We start from the raw sequence: 17,347 nt of genomic DNA, 5'->3' as shown, positions 1-17,347 counted from the left end.
AGAGCGGCCCCTGGGTCAAGCCCGAGGGCGGCACCGCTGGTCGGGATCGAACTGCTCACGGCCGAGGTAACAGGGGCAAAAACGACATGAAAATCCTGATCCTGGGAGGGACAGCCGAGGCGCGGCAGCTGGCGAACCGCCTGGTGGCGACGGGTCACGACGTCATCACATCGCTGGCTGGCCGGACGCAAGACCCAATCCTGCCCGAGGGCGGTTTGCGCATGGGGCCGTTCGGGGGCATTCCGGGGCTGTGCGCCTATCTGCGCGCCGCGCAGATCGACAGGCTGGTGGACGCCACGCATCCCTATGCCGGGTTGATTTCGATCAATGCCGTGGCCGCAGCGACCGCTACAGGCATTCCGCTGGTGCGCTACATGCGCCCCGCCTGGGTGCCCGCCCCGGGGCAGACCTGGGTGCATGTCGACGCCGTGCAGGAGGCGGCTGCCGTGTTGCCGGCGGGCGCCGACGTGCTGCTGACCACCGGACATACCGGGCTCGACACGTTTCTTGACCGCGACGACTGCCACATCCATGTGCGCGTCATCGAGCGGCCGGACCTGCCGTTGCCCGACCATGCGGAGCTGATCGTCAGCCGTCCGCCCTATACGGTGGATGGCGAAATGGCGCTGATGCGGCGTCATGGCATCACGCATGTGGTGAGCAAGAATTCGGGCGGGGCGCAAACGGCGGCGAAGCTCGAGGCGGCGCAAAATATGGGCGTTACCGTGATCATGATCGGCCGGCCTGTTTACGGCCCGGCACTGGAAGTGGCGAGCGTCGACGCGGCGATCGCGGCGCTGAACGGCGCGGCAACAGAATCGTAGCGCGAAATAGCGCAGGTGACATTTGCGCCGCGCTGCTTTTCCAGGAGCAACGGGCCGAATGCCAGGGCCGATGCTTCGGCCACAGAGGGCAGGCCCAGCGTTGCCAGGACGGTCACGGACGGGTTGGGCGCGGAGCCTCCAAGATCATCGCGGGCGAGGGCAACGAGAGCAATATCGAGGGCTTTGGCGACAGCAAGCAGGGCTGGATGGCGGGCCTTGGCATCGAGCGTGGCAAGGGCGACAAGATCGGCGCGGGTGGCGCTCAGCCGGCCAAGGCTCTGATCGAGCATCGCCACGATATCTTCGGCACTGCAGCCGGCACGCAAGCCGATGCCGGCCACCAGCCCGGAGCGGCTCGACAAGGTTCGGGCGCCAAACAGGCCCTGCAATCGTTCAGTCATCGTCGCCTCGATCATCCGAGGCAGGTTCGCTCAAAAACCGGCTCAGCCCCGGATCTGGTCCCGCAACTGGGTCGACCGCACCGGGCTCTGTTTCAGTTCCATCATGGAACGCTGCGCTGCACCGGTTCTAACCCCGGGCAATCCCCATGGTCAATCAAGGGCTTGCCGCCATATGTCGCGATGCATGGCCCACATGGGAATGCTTCTGAAAATCGTTTGCAAATACAATGGCTTGTCGCCCCATCGAGTCTCCGATATGGCGATGGCTCAACCCGGGGACCCAAGCGCATGGCCATCACCAACAAGACCGTGACCATTGCAGCGACGAGCCTAGTGGTGGGGCTGGTGGTGCTTGGCCTCAAGACTCTGGCCTGGTGGCTCACCGGATCGGTAGCGCTTTATTCGGATGCGCTGGAATCGATCGTCAATGTGGTGACGGCCGTGGTCGCGCTGGTGGCGGTGCGGCTGGCGCAGCGCCCGGCCGATGCTTCCCTGCCCTATGGCTATCACAAGGCCGAATATTTCTCGGCGGTGATCGTGGGCGTGATGATCATCGTGGCCGCGATCCTGATCCTGCGCGAAGCCTATTTCGGTTTTCTCTCGCCCGAACTGCCCGAAGCGCCGCTGGAGGGCCTGGCCATCAGCGCCGGCGCGACTGTGATCAACGTCATCTGGGCGCAGGTGCTGATCCGGCACGGGCGAAAGGCGCGGTCGCCGGCCATCGAGGCTGACGGAAAGCACCTTCTGACCGATGTGGTCTCGACCGTGGGCGTGCTGGTGGGGCTGGTTCTGGTGTTCCTCACCGGCTTTGCGCAACTGGACGCGATCCTTGCGGCGCTGGTGGCGGTCAATATCCTGTGGTCGGGCTGGGGAGTGATCCGCGACAGCGTCGGCGGATTGATGGACGTGGCTGTTCCGCCGGACACCCAGAAAACCATTCGCGAGGTCATCTCCGTCAATGCGGAGGGGGCGCTGGAAGCCCATGACATCCGCACACGGCAGGCGGGCAAGATGACGTTCATCGATTTTCACCTCGTGGTGCCCGGAGCCATGAGCGTGGATGCCGCGCACACGATCTGCGATCGCATCGAGGCCAAGTTGCGCGACGCTGTCGACGACGTGCAGATCACCATCCACGTGGAGCCTGAAGAAAAAGCCAAGCACGCCGGGATCGTGGTTTTGTGAGGTGATTGCCAAAGCGGGACGGCGCAGGCAGGCTCAGACGATGCGACGGTTGATTATTCTATTCCTGCTGGTTTTCACCACCCCTGCCCTGGCGCAGTATTGGGGGCACTACACCAATGCGCGATTTGGCTATGCGATAGACGTGCCGCCCGATTTCGAGGGCAATGGCGAAGCCAGCGACGGCGCGGGCCAGGCCTTTTATCGCACCGAGGCCGAGCAAAGCCTGGAAGCCTGGGGCGGCCCGATGGACACCGGGCTCGACGCACTGGCGCAGTCGCTGGCGGCCGACAATGCGGCACTGGGCTGGGGGATCACCATGCAGACCTCCACGCCGCAATGGGCCACGCTTTCGGGCCTGCGCGACCGGCGCAGCTTCTTCCAGCGGCTGATCGTGCTGTGCGATGGCAAGAGCTATGCCAGCATGCGGGTGGATTTCCCGACGGCCGACCTCAATGCCGTCGAGCCGGTGCTGCAGGGGCTGGCGCGCTCCTTCGTCGCCGAAGGCTGCTGAGGAGCGGCTAGAATTCGATGCCCTTCTGCGCCTTCACGCCGGAGCGGAAGTGGTGCTTGATCTCGGTCATTTCGGTGACGAGATCGGCGATTTCGATCAACTCGTCCTTGGCATTGCGGCCGGTGACGATGACGTGCTTGTCGTGCGGCTTGTTGCGCAACGTTTCGACCACTTCCTCGATGGGCAGGTAGTCGTAACGCAGGCAGATGTTGAGCTCGTCGAGCAGCACCATGTCGTAGTCGGGGTCTGCTATCAGCGCCTTTGCCTGATCCCAGGCCTTGCGGGCCGCAGCGAGATCGCGCTGGCGATCGGCGACATCCCAGGTGAAACCTTCGCCCATGGCATTGATGGTGACGTGATCGGGAAACTTGTCGAGCACAGTGCGCTCGCCGGTGTCCCAGACGCCCTTGACGAACTGGACGACGCCCACGCGCATGCCGTTGCCCAAGGCGCGAAAAACCATGCCGAAGGCGGCCGTCGACTTGCCCTTGCCCTTGCCGGTATGGACGACGAGAAGGCCTTTTTCCTCGGTCTTGGTGGAGAGGATCTTGTCGCGCGCGGCCTTCTTCTTCTTCATTTTTTCGGCGTGGTACGCGTCGCGTTCGGCCTCGGTCATGAGGTCGGTCTTCTTGAGCGGCTTTTCGGGCGTGTCGGTCATGGCGTCGGCTCCAGATAGGCAAAGACGGAATTCGAGCGGGGCGACCAGAGGCCTCTCTCGCGCGCCTCGCGGAATTTGGCCATGAGTTCATCATAGCCGAAGCGATTGGACGCTTCGAGGAAGTCGCGGACAGTGTCGTCCTCGACAAAGGCCTCGAAAGCGAGGTCGAAATGATGGGTCTTGACCGCACCCGTGGTGGCGGCGAAGGCAAACATGAAATCCACCGTTGCGATGATTTCGAATGCGCCGCGATAGCCGTGGCGCATCATCCCGGCGAGCCATTTGGGATTGACCACGCGCGAGCGCATGACGTGGGCAATCTCCTCTTCGAGCGTGCGGACGATGGGGCGCTCGGGACGGGAGTGGTCGTTGTGATAGGCGGCAGGTCTGGCGCCGGAGAGCGTCTCGGCGGCAAGCGAGAGGCCGCCTTCGAACTGGTAGTAATTGTCGCTGTCGAGCAGGTCGTGCTCGCGATTGTCCTGGTTGTGGATCACCGCGTCGATCTGGCCGAGGCGGGCGCGGAAGCGCTCCTGCAGTGGCGTGCCGTGGGTCGTGGCGCCATAGGCGTATTGGCCCCAGCGCAGGACCTGGTCGGCCAGATCGGCCTTGCCCGACCACTTGCCGCTATCGATGAGCTGACCGAGGCCGGCGCCGTAGGTGCCCGGTCGCGAGCCGAAGATACGCGCGCCGGCTTCGAGCGCGGCGTCCTTTTCTGATTTGCCCTGCGCCATCAGACCCAGGGCTTCGGCGCGCATGCGGGCGGCGATGGGGTTGTCGTCCTCGGGCTCGTCCAGCGCGCCGATGGCGCGGGCGGCGCGGTCGAACAGCGCGATCTGGGCCGGGAAAGCATCGCGGAAGAAGCCGGAAATGCGCAAGGTCACGTCAACGCGGGGACGGCCAAGCCGGGCCAGCGGCACGATCTCGTAGCCGGAGACGCGCAGCGAGCCGGGGTCCCAGGTGGGACGGGCGCCGATCAGCGCCAGCGCCTGGGCGATGTCGTCGCCGCCGGTGCGCATGTTGGCGGTGCCCCAGACGGAGAGCGCTGTTGCCCGCAGATGGTGACCAGTGTCCTGCAGATGGCGGAGCACGAGGCTTTCGGCGGATTTGCGACCCAGTTCCCAGGCGCTGGGCGTGGGGACGGCGCGGGCATCGACGGAATAGAAATTGCGTCCCGTGGGCAGCACATCGAGGCGACCGCGCGAGGGCGCGCCGGATGGGCCGGGCGTGATGAACTTGCCGTCCAGCGCATCGAGGAAGGCCTGCATCTCGGCAGGGCCGGAGGCGGCGAGGCGGGGTTCAATCACAGTTTCCACGGTGTCGAGGACGGCCCGGGTGGCGGGCCAGTTTTCCGGGCAATCAAGGGTGCCGGACACGAGGTCGGCGGCGAGGTGTTCGAGGCGTTCGACCATGTCGCCGGTGGTGCGGATCGTTCCCCAAACCTCCGCGCCGTGGGGATGGATGGTCTCGGGCACGGGCCCGGTCCATGGGTCGCCGAGCTTTGCTGTTAAGGGGTCAAAACCAAGCTTGAGGTCATCCGCCAGGGCACGGATCAGCGCGTTATCCCCGGGAGCATCGCCGCGTGGCACTCTGGCCAGTGCGACGGCAAGGTCCCGCGCCATCCCTCCCTCTGGCGAGGACCCGAACACGTGCAGACCGTCGCGTATCTGGGCTTCCTTGAGATCGCACAGGAAGTTGTCGATCTTGATCAGGGCTTCGGTTTCGCCTTCGGGCAGACCGATGTCCTGATCGAGACGGCTGTCGCTGACGAAATCGAGAATGCGACGACGCAGGTCGTTGAGGCGCCGCCGATCCATGCCCGAGGCCGCGTAATATTCGTCGAGCAGCGCTTCGAGATCCTTGAGCGGGCCGTAGGTTTCGGCGCGGGTGAGCGGCGGCACGAGGTGGTCGATGATGACGGCACCGGTGCGGCGCTTGGCCTGCGTGCCTTCGCCGGGATCATTGACGATAAACGGATAGAGATGGGGCAGCTGGCCCCAGAGCGCATCGGGGCAGCAGTCGGCATCCAGCGCCGCCGACTTGCCCGGCAGCCATTCGAGCGTACCGTGCTTGCCGTTGTGGATCAGCGCGTGCGCGCCGAACTCATGCCGTATCCAGAGATAGGCGGCGATATAGGCGTGCGGCGGTACCAAATTGGGATCGTGATAACTCAACGTCTCGTCGAGCTGCCAGCCGCGGGCTGGCTGAAGCATGAGCACGACGTTGCCGAAGCGATGCGCGGGAAGGTGGAAGGCGTTTTCGCGAATGAACGGATCGGTCGCCGGATCGCCCCAGCGCGCGGTGACGGCGGTGCGGATTTCGTCCGGCAAAGTTGCAAAGAGCGCGGCGTATTGCGCGAGCGGGAGGACGGCGTCGGCGGTACCGCGCTGCGGGTGGGCGTTGGTGGGCCCGGACTGGAAGCGGCTGATGAGGTCGACGGAGCTGCGGGGGTAGATTGGGTGGCCCGCTGATGGACCCCCACCCTCGTCTCCTCCCCCCACGGGGGAGGGAGGCGAGAGGTTGTACCCCGCCTCTGCAAGAGCCATCAGCATGCGCACGGTGCTCTCCGGGGCGTCGTAGCCGACACCGTTGGCAAGGCGGCCGTCGCGGATGGGGTAGTTGGCGAGGACCATGGCGATGCGACGCCCGGCGTGAGGGGTGGCGCGGAGGCGAGACCAGTTGAAGGCGAGGTCGACGGCGCGACGAATGCCGCCCGCATCGGGTGCGTAGGCGCTGAGCGGGCACTGGGTGCGCTCGTGCCACACGGCGTCGGCCTTGTGTCCGACGAGGAGGCCGCCGATGCGCCCGTCCACTTCGGGCATGACGAGATACATGGCCATGTCCTTGGACGACAGGCCCTGCGGGTCAGCGGCCCACTGGGATTCGGAGCGGCCGGACTGGATCAGCTGAATCACCGGTGCATCGGTGCCCGAGAAGGGGTTGGCCTTGTCGTCGAGATCGGCCACGCCCAAAGCGAAGGCGGTGAGATTGAAGATGGCGGACGGCGGGAAGGCCGCCAATGCGTTTTGCACGAAGCGCACGCAGGCGGCTTCCTTGAGAGAGGAGACCAGCAGCGGTACCGGGGCGAGGCCGTGGGATTCCAGCTCGGCGATCAGCGCTTCGAGCGTGGCCGTGCCGGCGCCTTCAAGGGCGGCGCGGTAGAAGAGGATGGGGATGTATTGGGTGATCGAGCTGAAGGCCCCCTCACCCGCCCTTCGGGCACCCTCTCCCACGAGGGGAGAGGGGGGCACTGCGCGCGTTTCGGCACCGGCGCCTCCCTTCTCCCCTTGTGGGAGAAGGTGGCGCGCAGCGCCGGATGAGGGGGGATACAGCGCCCGCAGGTCTCCCTCATTGGTCATACCGGTTTTGGGGTGCCAGAGGCCGAACCGGGGGAAGGGTTTGACTTCGATGTTCGGCAGCAAGGCCCCCTCACCCGGCGGCTGCGCCGCCGACCTCTCTCCCAGAGGGTTAGGTGCCGCAAGGGCGGCAAAGGCTGCCAGGATCGCGTCGGCATTGTCGGGGCCGCCTGATATGAACAGGCGGTGGAGCGTGGTCCAGTCATCGGGGTGGACGGTGGAACGGGCCTGAAGGATCGGGTCGGGATTGGCGTCGCCGGGCAAAAGGACGAGGGGAATGCGTCTGTTGGCGCAAAGGGCCGTCAGTTCATCGACGCCATACTGGAAATAGGCCGCGCCGCCGATGAGGCGGAGAACGACGAGCCGGGCATGGGCGACCGTCTGTTCCAGCCACATGTCGACGGAGAGATTGTTGACGAGGCGCAGCGTATTAGCGAGACGCAGGCCTGTCTCCCCAGCCCGGTCGACGGCGCCGGCCAGCATGGCCAGTTCGCTATCGGCCGAAGAGGCGAAGATGTAGGCGCCGGGGGACTGGGCAAGGTCGATGGCCTCGCCTTCCTGCTGGATGGCACCGGCCTGGGCGGAGAGCAGGTGCATCAGCGCTTGCCTCCCGGAAGGGCCGTGGCGCACAGCGCAATCGCGCCGCAGAAGGCGGCAAGAGCGGCGAAATAGATGTTGGGCGGCATGAAGGCGAGGAACAGCGCCATGAATGGCCAGACGAGGATTGCGCTCGTGAGCCCACCGATCAGGATGGCCGCAAGGACGCGGCGGCCGAGGCTCCAACCGGGTGGCACGACACGCCACAGCAGGGCCGCGGCCAGCGCGGGCAGGAAACCGGCGATATAGCCAAACGCGAGGTAGAGAGCGATACCATAGGCGAGATAATCGAATATCGTGTCCGGGTTCTGCGAGGCGGCGAGAGCGAGCATGATGACGCTCATCGTCACCGCGCCCACCAGGGGGCCGAAGGCCACGATGATGAAGGTGCGCGGCAGGGGTTTTGCTGCTTGCGTCACGTGTCCACCTTCCGGAAGGGCAGCGCCGTCGCGACCAGCGAGAGTGCGCCGCACAGCGCGCCGATCAGGATGATCTGCTCATTGACGATCGGCTGCCGCTCGAGCGCCGAGATGGACAGGAAAACGCCCAGCGCACCGCACACGGCCCCGATCACCAGATAGGCCAGCACCAGTCGCGGCCACGACCAGACCCGCCAGATCGGTTCGACCACCCAGTAGACTGTTGCGGCCAGCACCGATGGAATGAGCCCGAACATGTAGGCGGAGGCGAGGATGAAGATCACCAGCTCCACCGGCTCGAACGAGCCTCCGGGGAGCGGCTCCACGAGCACGGTCGCGATGAAGAGACAGATGGCGCCCACCAGCGGGCCGAGCAGGACGATGGCCGCGATACGGCCATTGCCCGGACGAACTGCGCTGGCAGGCGCCCCGATCATGCAGCCGCCTGAAGGCTCTGGGTGATGGCGGCGCGGTCCAGCGGTTGCTCGCCGATGACGACAAGCGAGGTCACCCGGGCTTCCCCGGGCTTCCAGGGGCGGTCGAAATAGGCGGTAACGCGGGGGCCGACGGCCTGGATGGCGAGGCGCGCAGCTGCGCCGGGGACGGCCGCGAAGCCCTTGAGGCGCAGGACATCATGCGCCTTGATTGTGTCTTCGATGGTCGCCAGCAGATGGTCCTTGCCCTGAATGGTGGAGAGGGTCAGCGAGAAGCTGTCGAAATCGTCATGTTCGTGGGTTTCGCCACCATGCTCCAACTCGTGATGGCTGGGGCGATTGGCGATGTCGCTCTCGGACGACATGCCCATGCCGAGCAGCGCCGTGATATCGACATGGCCATTGGCCGCACGGACGATGCCGACACCGGGGCGCAGTTCGGCGCGGATGTTCTGTTCGACCTTTTCAAGTGTCGCCGGATCGACGAGGTCGGTCTTGTTGATGATGACCATGTCGGCGGCCGAGAGCTGGTCCTCGAACAACTCGCCGAGCGGGGTTTCGTGATCGAGCATCTCGTCCTGGCGGCGCTGGGCGTCGACGGCGGCTTCGTCGCTGGCAAAGCGACCTTCTGAGAGCGCGGCCGCATCGGCGACGGTCACGACGCCGTCGATAGTGACCTGCGCCTTGATCTCGGGCCAGTTGAAGGCGCGGATCAGCGGTTGCGGCAGCGCCAGGCCCGAGGTTTCGATGACGATGTGATCGAATTTCTCCTCGCGCGCCAAGAGCGCCTGCATGGTGGGAATGAACTCGTCGGCGACGGTGCAGCAGATGCAGCCGTTGGAGAGTTCGACCATGTCCTCCTCGCGACAAGTCTCGTCGCCGCAGCCGGCGAGGATGTCCTTGTCGACGCCAAGATCGCCGAACTCGTTGATGATCAGTGCAATGCGCTTGCCCTTGGGCGCATGGGCCAGCATGTGACGGACCAGGGTGGTCTTGCCGGCGCCGAGGAAGCCGGTGATGACGGTGGTGGGGATCTTGGCGGTCATGCCTTGGCTCCGTTGAGTTGGGGGGCCGGACGGGCGGCCAGGAAATCGGCCATCCAGCCGAAGGCGAGGCCGAGCACCACCCAGAACAGGGCGCCGTTGTAGAGCACGGCGGAGACGAATTCGGCGGTCATGCGCGGCGGGACGCCGGTGGGATCATCGGGCGCCTGCGGGGCTGCGATGAGCTGGGGCAGCAGGATCAGAGCCACGGCGACGGCCAGTGCCCAGGGGGCGCGGACCTTGGCGACCAGCACCAGGGCCGCGCCGGTGCCGATGGCGGCGCTAAACCACCAGATCTGGCGCGCCAGCGTATCGGCAACCGGCATGCCGGGCATGCCCGGAGGCAGCCCGAGCGCCGGCGCCAGGGTGAAGGCGGCAAAGCCTCCGACACCCCAGAGCAGGCCATTGGCAAAGGTGACCGGGAGGTTGAACAGCACGGAGACCGCCCCGATGATCAACGCATAGCCGGCGGCCATCAGGATGTTGGAAAAGACGGTGAAGGCGGTGCGCTCGAGACCGTCCTGAGGCATCCATTCGTCGTCTCCGTGCTCGTGGGCCGAGACGGCGGCGGCATCGTCATGCTCATGCGCTGCGGTGCCTTCAGCGTGTACGTGAGCCTCTCCACCCGAGCCTTCAAAGGATTCGGCGGCGAAAATCAGCGGGGTGACACGCCAGGCCTGAAAGGCGGATGTGGCGAGGCCAGCACAAAGCGCTGCGACCAGCGCAGCAAAAAACAGATTGCGAAACATCGTTTGCTCTTTCGATCCGGATCACGCGGCCGCGTCGTACGGCGGCGCGAAACGCTGCCTCAGTGGCAGGGGAAGCCCATGGCGTGGCGGGTGTCGTGTGCGCCGTTGTGCAGGCGATAGTCGCCGGCAAAACCGGTGCCCACGAGCAGCGTCAGACCCAGCATGAGAGCCAGGAGGCCAGCAACGAGGCGCTGGGACAGGGAAAGAGAAGACAGGCCGGTCGAAACGGCGGAATTATTCATGTGGCACCCTCCGTGCGCGGAATAGATATGGACCCATGCGGGTCCGGCTATCCTGATTGCTCAGGGCAAGGGCAGGTCTCCTGGCTCACGGTGAATGCAGCGCTCTCGTCTTCCCGGTCCTTGCGATCGACCAGTGACGCATGAGAGCGCCCACCGCTTACAGTTGCGGGGGCAGCCACGGATTTGGTCCCTTATGGGTACGCCGCACCGTGTTCCCTTTTGATCCCCTCGCGCTCAAGCGTCCGGGGAACCATTGCGGGACCACGATTACGCCCGACGCCCGATGGGGTCAATCGCGGAAATCGGGGTGCGGATAGCCGATGGAGACCACCTGGACATGCGCACCCACGGTTTCGAGCAGCGGTTCTGTCGAGGGGACCTCGCGATCGCCCCATACCGCGTCGGTATTGACCTTGACCGGCCTGTCGTCGGGCCCGAAGCGGAGCGAGAGATAGCAACCGCCCTCGATGTCGGAGAGAACACCGGTCCTGAAGCTGGCAAAGCCGCCGTAGTCCCAGCCGAACCCATTGAGGGTGAAGGCGTCGCCATTGATTGCAGCGACTTCGGCGACGCTCATGCCGTCATGGATCCCGCCGGGACCGGACATGGTCGGCGGCAGTTCGACGCTGCCGAGGTCGGTGCGCTCGTCCTCGTTCCACCAGGTGAATTCGAGCATGCGGTCGGGATCGTCGGGGAAGACTCGCGTGGCCTGCATGTCCATGCCTTCCGGACCGGGCACGGTGCCGGTCCAGACATTGTCGGCGCCGTAGATTTCGATGAGGCGGGCCTCGGAACTGTCGATGGCGAAGGCCCCTTCGCAGGCTATGGCCTCGCGCGGCGGCTTTTCCTTGGCCAGCGCTACGGGCGTGAACAGCAGGGGCGAGGCAAGCAGGACGCGGAGCAGACGGGCGGACATGGATCGGGACCTCCTCGGGCCAGCGCCAGATTGGCGCAGGGCATGACACATGCACAAGAGGCGACTCGCGATATGAATGGGACCTGAAGACCCATTCTGCGCACGAGGCCACGCCATGAAACCCATCACATTCAGCCGCGACGAGACCAAGGCCATCGTGGGCGACATCCAGGACTATTTCCGCGAGGAACTGGACCAGTCGATCGGCGCCATTCCGGCGGAAATGCTGATGCAGTTCTTTGCCGAGAAGATGGGCGCCTATTTCTACAATCGCGGGCTCTACGATGCACAGGCGCTGGTGCGCAAAAAGCTCGACGACGTCAGCGACGAAATCTTCGGCCTCGAGCGGCCGACAAAGGCCCGGTAGCGCAAAAATCCTGCTTTCGCCGGCCCACGGCGGTGCTAAAAGAGCCGGCCGGCACAGCCGGTTCTTTCACGTGGTGTTTGCATGGGCTTCAACGTCCCTACCCTTGCCCCCATCGGGCTGCTGATCGCTTCCAACCTATTCATGACCTTCGCCTGGTACTGGCACCTCAAATTTCACAGCGTGGCGCTGTGGGCCGTGGTGCTGATCAGCTGGGGCATCGCCTTCTTCGAATACTGGCTGGCCATTCCCGCCAACCGGCTGGGCAGCGAGGTCTATTCGGCGTCAGAGCTCAAGACCATCCAGGAAGTCATCTCGCTCAGCGTGTTCGCGCTGTTCGCCGTGCTCTACCTGGGCGAGAAGCTGACGTGGAACCACGCAATCGGTTTCGGGTTCATCGGCCTCGGCGCGTTTTTCATCTTCAAGGGCCCGCTGAAGTAGGGCCATGTCCTGTCGTCATGGCGGCCCCGGCCATCCATGCCGAAAAAAGCACCACCGGGACAAGCCCGGTGGTGACGAAGGATGGATGATTTCGTCGTTCAGTGGATGGTGCCCGCGCCACCTATGGCGACAATCGTGTAGGGCAATCCGGACACCGGAATGTCGCCGGTGATCTCGAAGGTCCCGGCGTCCACAAGGTGTACCTTGCCCTCGCTGGGGTCGGTGACGGCGATGACATCGCCGGCGACAGCGACGCGGGGACGCGGCAGGCTCCAATCGCCATCCATGGAATAGGGTTCGGTGACGGTCACTGCCGCGGTGAACTGGCCGCTGACGACGTCGAGGCGGCGCAGATTTCCGTCCTCGGTGAAGACGTAGGCGAATTTGGGCCGGATCGGATCGGTGACAAAGTGCACACGGCGCGTCGGCAGGTCCACGAGGCGATAGGGCGTTTCTTCGGCGGGATCGACGATGACCACCTTGTCCGCACCGTAGTTGCCCAGGAAGTATTGCATTCCCTGTCCGCCGACCAGCGTCGTGACCTTGCCTTCGGGCAGGCCGGCATAGTCGATCTTTTCGACGGAAGGCTCGCCCGAGCCGGATACGATCAGCAGGCCATCGCCGCATCCGACGGCGAGAAGGTTGCCCGATGTCGCCTCACCATGCAGGTCCGGACAGGGATGTGTGTCACCGACCTTGTCGCCATGCGGATCGATCACGTCGAGCCCGAGGCGCGGCTTCTTTTCGTCTTCCGAATCGGCAACCGAGACCAGGGTGTAGTCGCCCCAAGGGATGGCCACGCCATGATGCGGCGTGCCGCTGTCGAGCCGGGTGACTTCGGGCGCGCCATTTTCGACCCAGCCAGCCGGGCTGAACAGGTCCACGAGGCCCGAGCCATCGAAGAAAAGGGCAACCTGTCCGTCATGCTCGACGAAATGGGCGGGCTTCTCGCCGGTCAGAACGCCCTCGACGAGCGAGGGATCGGCGATGTCGATATCGCCATGATCGCCATGATCCTCGATGGTGATGCCGGAGCGGATGGCCGACACCTGGTTGCCCGCGCCCTGCACGGCAAAGACGGTGCCACCAGTGGCGTAGAGGCTGGCAGGGCTCGCGAGCGGGAAGCTGGCGAGTTCATCGCCAGTGGCAAGATCGAGGGCGGTCACCTTCGGCTCGGTATGATCGCCGACTAAGATGCGCCAGGCCGTCGCTTCCTCGGCGAGGGCAGGACCGCTCAGCGCCGTGGCGGCGAGGAGCGCGATCGAGAGGCGTGCATTCATGACAATTTCCTTTATGTTAGAACATTACAGGTTGGGGCATGCGGGGCGGATTTGACGGCAAGCGTAAGGGGGTTGGGGCATGTCGTGGTGGGACCGCGTCAGCCGCCGCGGCGATGCTTCGGACACGAAGGTGCCCTGCCCTCGCCCGTCCGGGCGAGGGGATGGATCGCATCAATGAGCAGTGATCAGCGCAGGCGGGGACGAAAGACGATCAGGACAGGCAATCCACAAGACCGCCTGCCAGGCCGCGCAACAGTTCGGGGTAAAGATCGACGCCTTCGGCAAGGGCGCTGCCTTCGGGATCGAGCACACCTGCCTTGGCCGTCGTGCCTTCAACGATGGTGTTGATGATGGCAGGCTCGAAATTGGGTTCAGCAAAGACGCAGGCGGCGCCCAGTTCCGCAACCTTGGCGCGCAGCTCGTCGATGCGGGCTGCCCCGGGCATGGCTTCGGGCGAGACGGTCACCGTCCCGGCCACATCGAGGCCGAAGCGGTTCTCGAAATACTGGTAGGCGTCGTGGAAGACGATGAAGGGCTTGCCGGCGACGGGAGCGAGGGTGCCACGCAGTTCCTCGGTCAACTCGTCGAGGCGTACGCGTTCGGCCGCGGCATTGGCGCCGTAGATCGAGGCGTTTTCGGGGTCAGCTTCAGAGAGGACCGTGGCGATCTCGGCGACCATCAATTTGGCATTTTCCGGATCGAGCCAGAAATGCATGTCGCCTTCGCCATGTTCATGATCGTGCTCGTCCCCGGCATGGTCATGGTCATGGTCATGGTCGTGATCATGACCGTCGCCGTGGGCGTGGGCTTCAAAGGCGCCGCCCTCGCGCAGGGGCAGCAGCTCGATGCCGGGCGCATCGGCCAGCTCGACGATCCTGGCCTTGGTGGAGAGGCTTTCGAGGGCATCGCCAAGAAACAGCTCCATGCCGTGGCCGGTCCAGAACACGATATCGGCGCTTTCGAGCGCGGCCGCATCCGATGGGCGGAGGGAATAGGTATGCGGGGAAGCGGCGCCCTTGACGATCAGGGCCGGCTCGGCGACCTCGCCCATGACCGCGGATACAAGGGAATGAATGGGCTTGGTCGATGCCACGACCGAGGGCGCAGACATTGCAGTACCAGTGGACAAGATGCTCGCAAGGGCGGCAAGGGCGATGGTGGACTTGATCATGGGCTGGCCTCTTGGCAACAGGACGCTGGGAAGCGATATGTTATGTTATTACGCTTGCGACGGTGTTATGCTATAACGTAATGAAGAGCGTCAAGCGGGCCTGTGAAAAAATGTCCCGACCGTGGGGACGGTATCCCAACACCCATCAAATGAGCTTCCCCGAGGCGGAATGAACGCAATCGTGCAGAGAGAAAACCTGATCACGCTGGCCGGTGCGGGCGTTCGCAGCGGCGGGCGCGTGCTGGTCGAAGGCGTCGACCTGACCATTGCCCGCGGCGAAATCGTGACGCTGATCGGCCCCAATGGGTCGGGCAAGTCGACCACCGCCAAGATGGTGACGGGCGTGCTGAAGCCGAGCATCGGGACGGTAACGCGCAAGGCCGGCCTGACGGTCGGCTATGTGCCGCAGAAACTGAGCATCGACTGGACGCTGCCTTTGACTGTCGAGCGGCTGATGACTCTGACAGGCCGGTTTGCGCCTGCCGAGATCATTGCTGCGCTCGAAGCGGTGGGGGCAGCGCGGCTGCTCAAGGCGGCCGTCCAGGAACTGTCGGGTGGCGAATTCCAGCGCGTGCTTTTTGCGCGGGCGATGATCCGGAAGCCGGATCTCCTGGTCCTCGACGAGCCCGTGCAAGGCGTGGATTTTTCGGGTGAGGTGGCACTCTACCAGCTCATCAGACAGATCCGCGACACGACGCAGGCGGGGATCCTGATGATTTCGCACGACCTGCATGTGGTGATGGCCGAGACCGATACGGTGATATGCCTCAACGGCCATGTCTGCTGCCGCGGCACGCCCAATGCGGTCAAGACCAGCCCTGAATATCTGCGCCTTTTCGGTGACCGTGCCGGTTCGGCGCTGGCGCTCTATGAACATCACCATGACCACGAACACCACGACGATGGCTGCGTGGTCGGCGCGGAACACGGGCACGAGCACCATCACGGGCACGAGGGGCACAAGCATGCGCATTGAGCTTTTTGCAGCACCCCCACCCGGCCACCCCCGGAAGGCGGGGGAGGAGCCTGCCGGTGGGTGCTACAATATCCACACAAACTCGATGGACCTCTCCCCCGCCTTCAGGGGGAGGCTGGATGGGGGTTACTGGGAGTTTCGCGATGTTCGGTGATTTCTTCTCACGCGCGCTCGTTGCCGGAGTGGGTCTTGCCGCGGTGACCGGGCCGCTGGGATGTTTCGTCGTGTGGCGGCGGATGGCCTATTTCGGGGACACGATGGCGCATTCGGCGCTGTTGGGCGTGGCGCTTTCGATCCTCCTGTCCGTCAACGTGACGCTGGGCGTATTCGCCGTGGCGGCCATGGTCGCGGGTGCGTTGCTGCTGCTGCAGAAGCAAAATACGCTTTCCACCGACGCGCTGCTCGGCATTCTCAGTCATTCGAGCCTCGCAGTCGGGCTCGTGATCGTCGGGTTCCTGACGCAGGTGCGCATCGACCTCATGGGGTTCCTGTTTGGTGACATTCTCGCCGTTTCGGTCGAGGACATCGCCATCATCTACGGTGGGGGCGTGGCGATCGTCGCCATTCTGGTGCTGAACTGGCGACCGCTGCTGGCGGCCACGGTCAGCCCCGAACTGGCCGAGGCGGAGGGACTGCGCCCGGAGGTCAGCCGCATTATCCTCATGCTGCTCATGGCCAGCGTCATCGCCATCGCCATGAAGCTGGTCGGCGTGCTGCTGATCACTTCACTGCTGATCATTCCGGCAGCGACGGCCAGGCGCCTCAGTGCAACGCCCGAAATGATGGCGGTGGTGGCAGCGCTGCTCGGCGGGCTCTCGGTGATCGGCGGCTTGTTCGGATCGCGGACCTGGGATACCGCTTCGGGACCCTCTATCGTGGTGATGGCGCTCGCGATTTTCCTCGTATCGCTGGCTGTGCCGACGGCACGCTTGTTTGGCAGGAGAGAGCAGAATGGCGCATGATCATGCCAAGCCGGTCGATCTGACCCGCAACCAGGAGCTGGTGCTGGGCGCGCTGAACCACGCCCCTGCCCCGCTTTCGGCCTATGACATTCTCGACCGCTTGCGCGGCGATGGCTTGCGCGCGCCGCTGCAGGTTTATCGAGCGCTCGACAAGCTGGTGGAGCGCGGGCTGGCGCACCGGCTGGAATCGCTCAATGCCTTCGTCGCCTGCGCCGACGAACACTGCCATCGCAAGGGTCTCATCGCCTTCGCCATCTGCGAGGGCTGCGGCAAGGTCGACGAGTTTGCCGATGCCGTGATCGAGGAGCGCCTCGGCGGCTGGGCGAAGCAGACCGGCTTCAAGGTGGAGCGGACAACGATGGAAATCCGCGGCAAGTGCGCTGAATGCCTGAAAGCCGCCTGATCACGGATCTCCGGGGAACATCGGTATGCCGGGAAGCGTCGGCAACCACCGTTCGCGGCGCTTGGCCCAACCCTCGATCAGCGGCTTGATGTCGTTGGGCGCGTCGTCGAGCGTGCCAAGGTGAATTTCCACCTGATCATCGCCCAGATTGAAGGTGTGCGAACCGCACTGGGGACAGAAGGACCGCCCCGCATAGGTCCGCACTTCGCCCGTGGAACTGAACTGGTGCGGCCGCCAATCGGCATAGTGCAAAAACGACGAGCCCGTGATCTTGCGGCAATCGGCGCAGTGGCAGAGCCCACCCTTGTAGGGCTCGCCACGAACCTCGTAACGCACCGCGCCACAAAGGCACCCGCCGGTTCGAATAGTTTCGGACATGGAGTTCTCCTTGGTGAGGAGAGAACTCGGCAAGGGCGTG

The 17,347-nt window shown here is 64.7% G+C and carries 20 protein-coding genes and 1 riboswitch; of the genes, 8 read left to right on the top strand and 12 right to left on the bottom strand.

Annotated elements, in window-relative coordinates:
- Positions 1-86: 86 nt before the first annotated feature.
- Entirely contained in the window at positions 87-824 is a 738-nt protein-coding gene (locus CCK88_RS01090) for a cobalt-precorrin-6A reductase (protein WP_086468710.1), read from the top strand.
- Here CCK88_RS01090 and CCK88_RS01085 read toward each other — a convergent pair.
- Complete coding sequence (locus CCK88_RS01085) at positions 749-1,225, bottom strand: cobalamin biosynthesis protein (protein ID WP_170926308.1); 477 nt, start codon at positions 1,223-1,225, stop codon at positions 749-751. The genes CCK88_RS01090 and CCK88_RS01085 overlap by 76 nt on opposite strands.
- A gap of 288 nt (positions 1,226-1,513) precedes the next feature.
- Here CCK88_RS01085 and CCK88_RS01080 point away from each other — a divergent pair, with 288 nt between their 5' ends.
- Together CCK88_RS01080 and CCK88_RS01075 are read left to right on the top strand one after the other, a co-directional pair.
- A complete protein-coding gene (locus CCK88_RS01080) occupies positions 1,514-2,410 on the top strand; it encodes a cation diffusion facilitator family transporter (protein ID WP_170926307.1) in 897 nt (298 codons plus the stop codon).
- Between the two features lie 49 nt (positions 2,411-2,459).
- Positions 2,460-2,921, top strand: coding sequence for a hypothetical protein (locus CCK88_RS01075; RefSeq protein ID WP_140048846.1), 462 nt, complete (start codon positions 2,460-2,462; stop codon positions 2,919-2,921).
- Positions 2,922-2,928: 7 nt separating this feature from the next.
- Here CCK88_RS01075 and cobO read toward each other — a convergent pair whose 3' ends face one another.
- From cobO to CCK88_RS01035, 8 genes are all read right to left on the bottom strand, one after another.
- On the bottom strand, positions 2,929-3,537 hold the full coding sequence (gene cobO, locus CCK88_RS01070) for a cob(I)yrinic acid a,c-diamide adenosyltransferase (protein ID WP_086470746.1): 609 nt from the start codon (positions 3,535-3,537) through the stop codon (positions 2,929-2,931).
- A gap of 38 nt (positions 3,538-3,575) precedes the next feature.
- On the bottom strand, positions 3,576-7,529 hold the full coding sequence (gene cobN, locus CCK88_RS01065; RefSeq protein WP_086468707.1) for a cobaltochelatase subunit CobN: 3,954 nt from the start codon (positions 7,527-7,529) through the stop codon (positions 3,576-3,578).
- Complete coding sequence (locus CCK88_RS01060; RefSeq protein ID WP_086468706.1) at positions 7,529-7,948, bottom strand: hypothetical protein; 420 nt, start codon at positions 7,946-7,948, stop codon at positions 7,529-7,531. The genes cobN and CCK88_RS01060 overlap by 1 nt, the downstream gene beginning before the upstream one ends.
- A complete protein-coding gene (locus CCK88_RS01055) occupies positions 7,945-8,385 on the bottom strand; it encodes a hypothetical protein (protein WP_086468705.1) in 441 nt (146 codons plus the stop codon). The genes CCK88_RS01060 and CCK88_RS01055 overlap by 4 nt, the downstream gene beginning before the upstream one ends.
- Positions 8,382-9,428 carry a cobalamin biosynthesis protein CobW gene (gene cobW, locus CCK88_RS01050; protein WP_086468704.1) on the bottom strand — a complete coding sequence of 349 codons (1,047 nt, stop codon included), beginning with the start codon at positions 9,426-9,428 and terminating at the stop codon, positions 8,382-8,384. The genes CCK88_RS01055 and cobW overlap by 4 nt, the downstream gene beginning before the upstream one ends.
- On the bottom strand, positions 9,425-10,174 hold the full coding sequence (locus CCK88_RS01045; RefSeq protein WP_086468703.1) for a CbtA family protein: 750 nt from the start codon (positions 10,172-10,174) through the stop codon (positions 9,425-9,427). The genes cobW and CCK88_RS01045 overlap by 4 nt, the downstream gene beginning before the upstream one ends.
- A gap of 59 nt (positions 10,175-10,233) precedes the next feature.
- The gene (locus CCK88_RS01040) at positions 10,234-10,416 is read right to left on the bottom strand and encodes a CbtB domain-containing protein (protein WP_086468702.1); all 183 of its coding nucleotides are present in this window, start codon (positions 10,414-10,416) and stop codon (positions 10,234-10,236) included.
- Positions 10,417-10,469: 53 nt separating this feature from the next.
- Positions 10,470-10,686, bottom strand: a riboswitch (cobalamin riboswitch).
- A 19-nt stretch (positions 10,687-10,705) separates the two neighbouring features.
- Positions 10,706-11,332, bottom strand: coding sequence for a hypothetical protein (locus CCK88_RS01035; protein WP_086468701.1), 627 nt, complete (start codon positions 11,330-11,332; stop codon positions 10,706-10,708).
- A 115-nt stretch (positions 11,333-11,447) separates the two neighbouring features.
- Between CCK88_RS01035 and CCK88_RS01030 the strand changes: the two genes are divergently transcribed.
- Together CCK88_RS01030 and CCK88_RS01025 are read left to right on the top strand one after the other, a co-directional pair.
- The gene (locus tag CCK88_RS01030; RefSeq protein WP_086468700.1) at positions 11,448-11,699 is read left to right on the top strand and encodes a DUF2164 domain-containing protein; all 252 of its coding nucleotides are present in this window, start codon (positions 11,448-11,450) and stop codon (positions 11,697-11,699) included.
- Between the two features lie 81 nt (positions 11,700-11,780).
- The gene (locus CCK88_RS01025) at positions 11,781-12,137 is read left to right on the top strand and encodes a DMT family protein (RefSeq protein WP_086468699.1); all 357 of its coding nucleotides are present in this window, start codon (positions 11,781-11,783) and stop codon (positions 12,135-12,137) included.
- 98 nt (positions 12,138-12,235) lie between these two features.
- Here CCK88_RS01025 and aztD read toward each other — a convergent pair whose 3' ends face one another.
- Both aztD and CCK88_RS01015 read right to left on the bottom strand, forming a co-directional pair.
- Positions 12,236-13,417: a zinc metallochaperone AztD gene (gene aztD, locus CCK88_RS01020; protein ID WP_086468698.1), complete on the bottom strand. Its 1,182-nt coding sequence runs from the start codon at positions 13,415-13,417 to the stop codon at positions 12,236-12,238.
- 211 nt (positions 13,418-13,628) lie between these two features.
- Entirely contained in the window at positions 13,629-14,588 is a 960-nt protein-coding gene (locus CCK88_RS01015; RefSeq protein ID WP_086468697.1) for a zinc ABC transporter substrate-binding protein, read from the bottom strand.
- A 169-nt stretch (positions 14,589-14,757) separates the two neighbouring features.
- Here CCK88_RS01015 and CCK88_RS01010 point away from each other — a divergent pair, with 169 nt between their 5' ends.
- The 3 genes from CCK88_RS01010 to CCK88_RS01000 all read left to right on the top strand — a co-directional run bounded on the left by CCK88_RS01010 (position 14,758) and on the right by CCK88_RS01000 (position 16,929).
- On the top strand, positions 14,758-15,564 hold the full coding sequence (locus tag CCK88_RS01010) for an ATP-binding cassette domain-containing protein (RefSeq protein ID WP_086468696.1): 807 nt from the start codon (positions 14,758-14,760) through the stop codon (positions 15,562-15,564).
- Between the two features lie 143 nt (positions 15,565-15,707).
- Positions 15,708-16,526, top strand: a complete 819-nt coding sequence (locus tag CCK88_RS01005) for a metal ABC transporter permease (RefSeq protein WP_086468695.1) — start codon at positions 15,708-15,710, stop codon at positions 16,524-16,526.
- Positions 16,516-16,929, top strand: a complete 414-nt coding sequence (locus CCK88_RS01000) for a Fur family transcriptional regulator (protein ID WP_086468694.1) — start codon at positions 16,516-16,518, stop codon at positions 16,927-16,929. Before CCK88_RS01005 ends, CCK88_RS01000 begins: the two co-directional genes overlap by 11 nt.
- Here the strand turns inward: CCK88_RS01000 and CCK88_RS00995 are convergent, their stop codons facing one another.
- Entirely contained in the window at positions 16,930-17,307 is a 378-nt protein-coding gene (locus CCK88_RS00995; protein WP_086468693.1) for a GFA family protein, read from the bottom strand.
- Between the last annotated feature and the right edge of the window lie 40 nt (positions 17,308-17,347).

This window comes from Devosia lucknowensis (assembly GCF_900177655.1).
GTDB lineage: Bacteria > Pseudomonadota > Alphaproteobacteria > Rhizobiales > Devosiaceae > Devosia > Devosia lucknowensis.
The sequence above is the reverse complement of the archived record's forward strand: the minus strand, read 5'-3'. Positions and strand labels throughout refer to the sequence as shown.

Coding starts and splice junctions, on each gene's coding strand:
- CCK88_RS01055 (WP_086468705.1), bottom strand. CDS start 8,385: ATGATCGGGGCGCCTGCCAGCGCAGTTCGTCCGGGCAATGGCCGTATC.
- CCK88_RS01030 (WP_086468700.1), top strand. CDS start 11,448: ATGAAACCCATCACATTCAGCCGCGACGAGACCAAGGCCATCGTGGGC.
- CCK88_RS01000 (WP_086468694.1), top strand. CDS start 16,516: ATGGCGCATGATCATGCCAAGCCGGTCGATCTGACCCGCAACCAGGAG.
- CCK88_RS01040 (WP_086468702.1), bottom strand. CDS start 10,416: ATGAATAATTCCGCCGTTTCGACCGGCCTGTCTTCTCTTTCCCTGTCC.
- CCK88_RS01005 (WP_086468695.1), top strand. CDS start 15,708: ATGTTCGGTGATTTCTTCTCACGCGCGCTCGTTGCCGGAGTGGGTCTT.
- CCK88_RS01025 (WP_086468699.1), top strand. CDS start 11,781: ATGGGCTTCAACGTCCCTACCCTTGCCCCCATCGGGCTGCTGATCGCT.
- CCK88_RS01080 (WP_170926307.1), top strand. CDS start 1,514: ATGGCCATCACCAACAAGACCGTGACCATTGCAGCGACGAGCCTAGTG.
- CCK88_RS01010 (WP_086468696.1), top strand. CDS start 14,758: ATGAACGCAATCGTGCAGAGAGAAAACCTGATCACGCTGGCCGGTGCG.
- CCK88_RS01045 (WP_086468703.1), bottom strand. CDS start 10,174: ATGTTTCGCAATCTGTTTTTTGCTGCGCTGGTCGCAGCGCTTTGTGCT.
- cobO (WP_086470746.1), bottom strand. CDS start 3,537: ATGACCGAGGCCGAACGCGACGCGTACCACGCCGAAAAAATGAAGAAG.
- CCK88_RS01090 (WP_086468710.1), top strand. CDS start 87: ATGAAAATCCTGATCCTGGGAGGGACAGCCGAGGCGCGGCAGCTGGCG.
- CCK88_RS00995 (WP_086468693.1), bottom strand. CDS start 17,307: ATGTCCGAAACTATTCGAACCGGCGGGTGCCTTTGTGGCGCGGTGCGT.
- CCK88_RS01035 (WP_086468701.1), bottom strand. CDS start 11,332: ATGTCCGCCCGTCTGCTCCGCGTCCTGCTTGCCTCGCCCCTGCTGTTC.
- cobW (WP_086468704.1), bottom strand. CDS start 9,428: ATGACCGCCAAGATCCCCACCACCGTCATCACCGGCTTCCTCGGCGCC.
- aztD (WP_086468698.1), bottom strand. CDS start 13,417: ATGAATGCACGCCTCTCGATCGCGCTCCTCGCCGCCACGGCGCTGAGC.
- CCK88_RS01015 (WP_086468697.1), bottom strand. CDS start 14,588: ATGATCAAGTCCACCATCGCCCTTGCCGCCCTTGCGAGCATCTTGTCC.
- CCK88_RS01085 (WP_170926308.1), bottom strand. CDS start 1,225: ATGACTGAACGATTGCAGGGCCTGTTTGGCGCCCGAACCTTGTCGAGC.
- cobN (WP_086468707.1), bottom strand. CDS start 7,529: ATGCACCTGCTCTCCGCCCAGGCCGGTGCCATCCAGCAGGAAGGCGAG.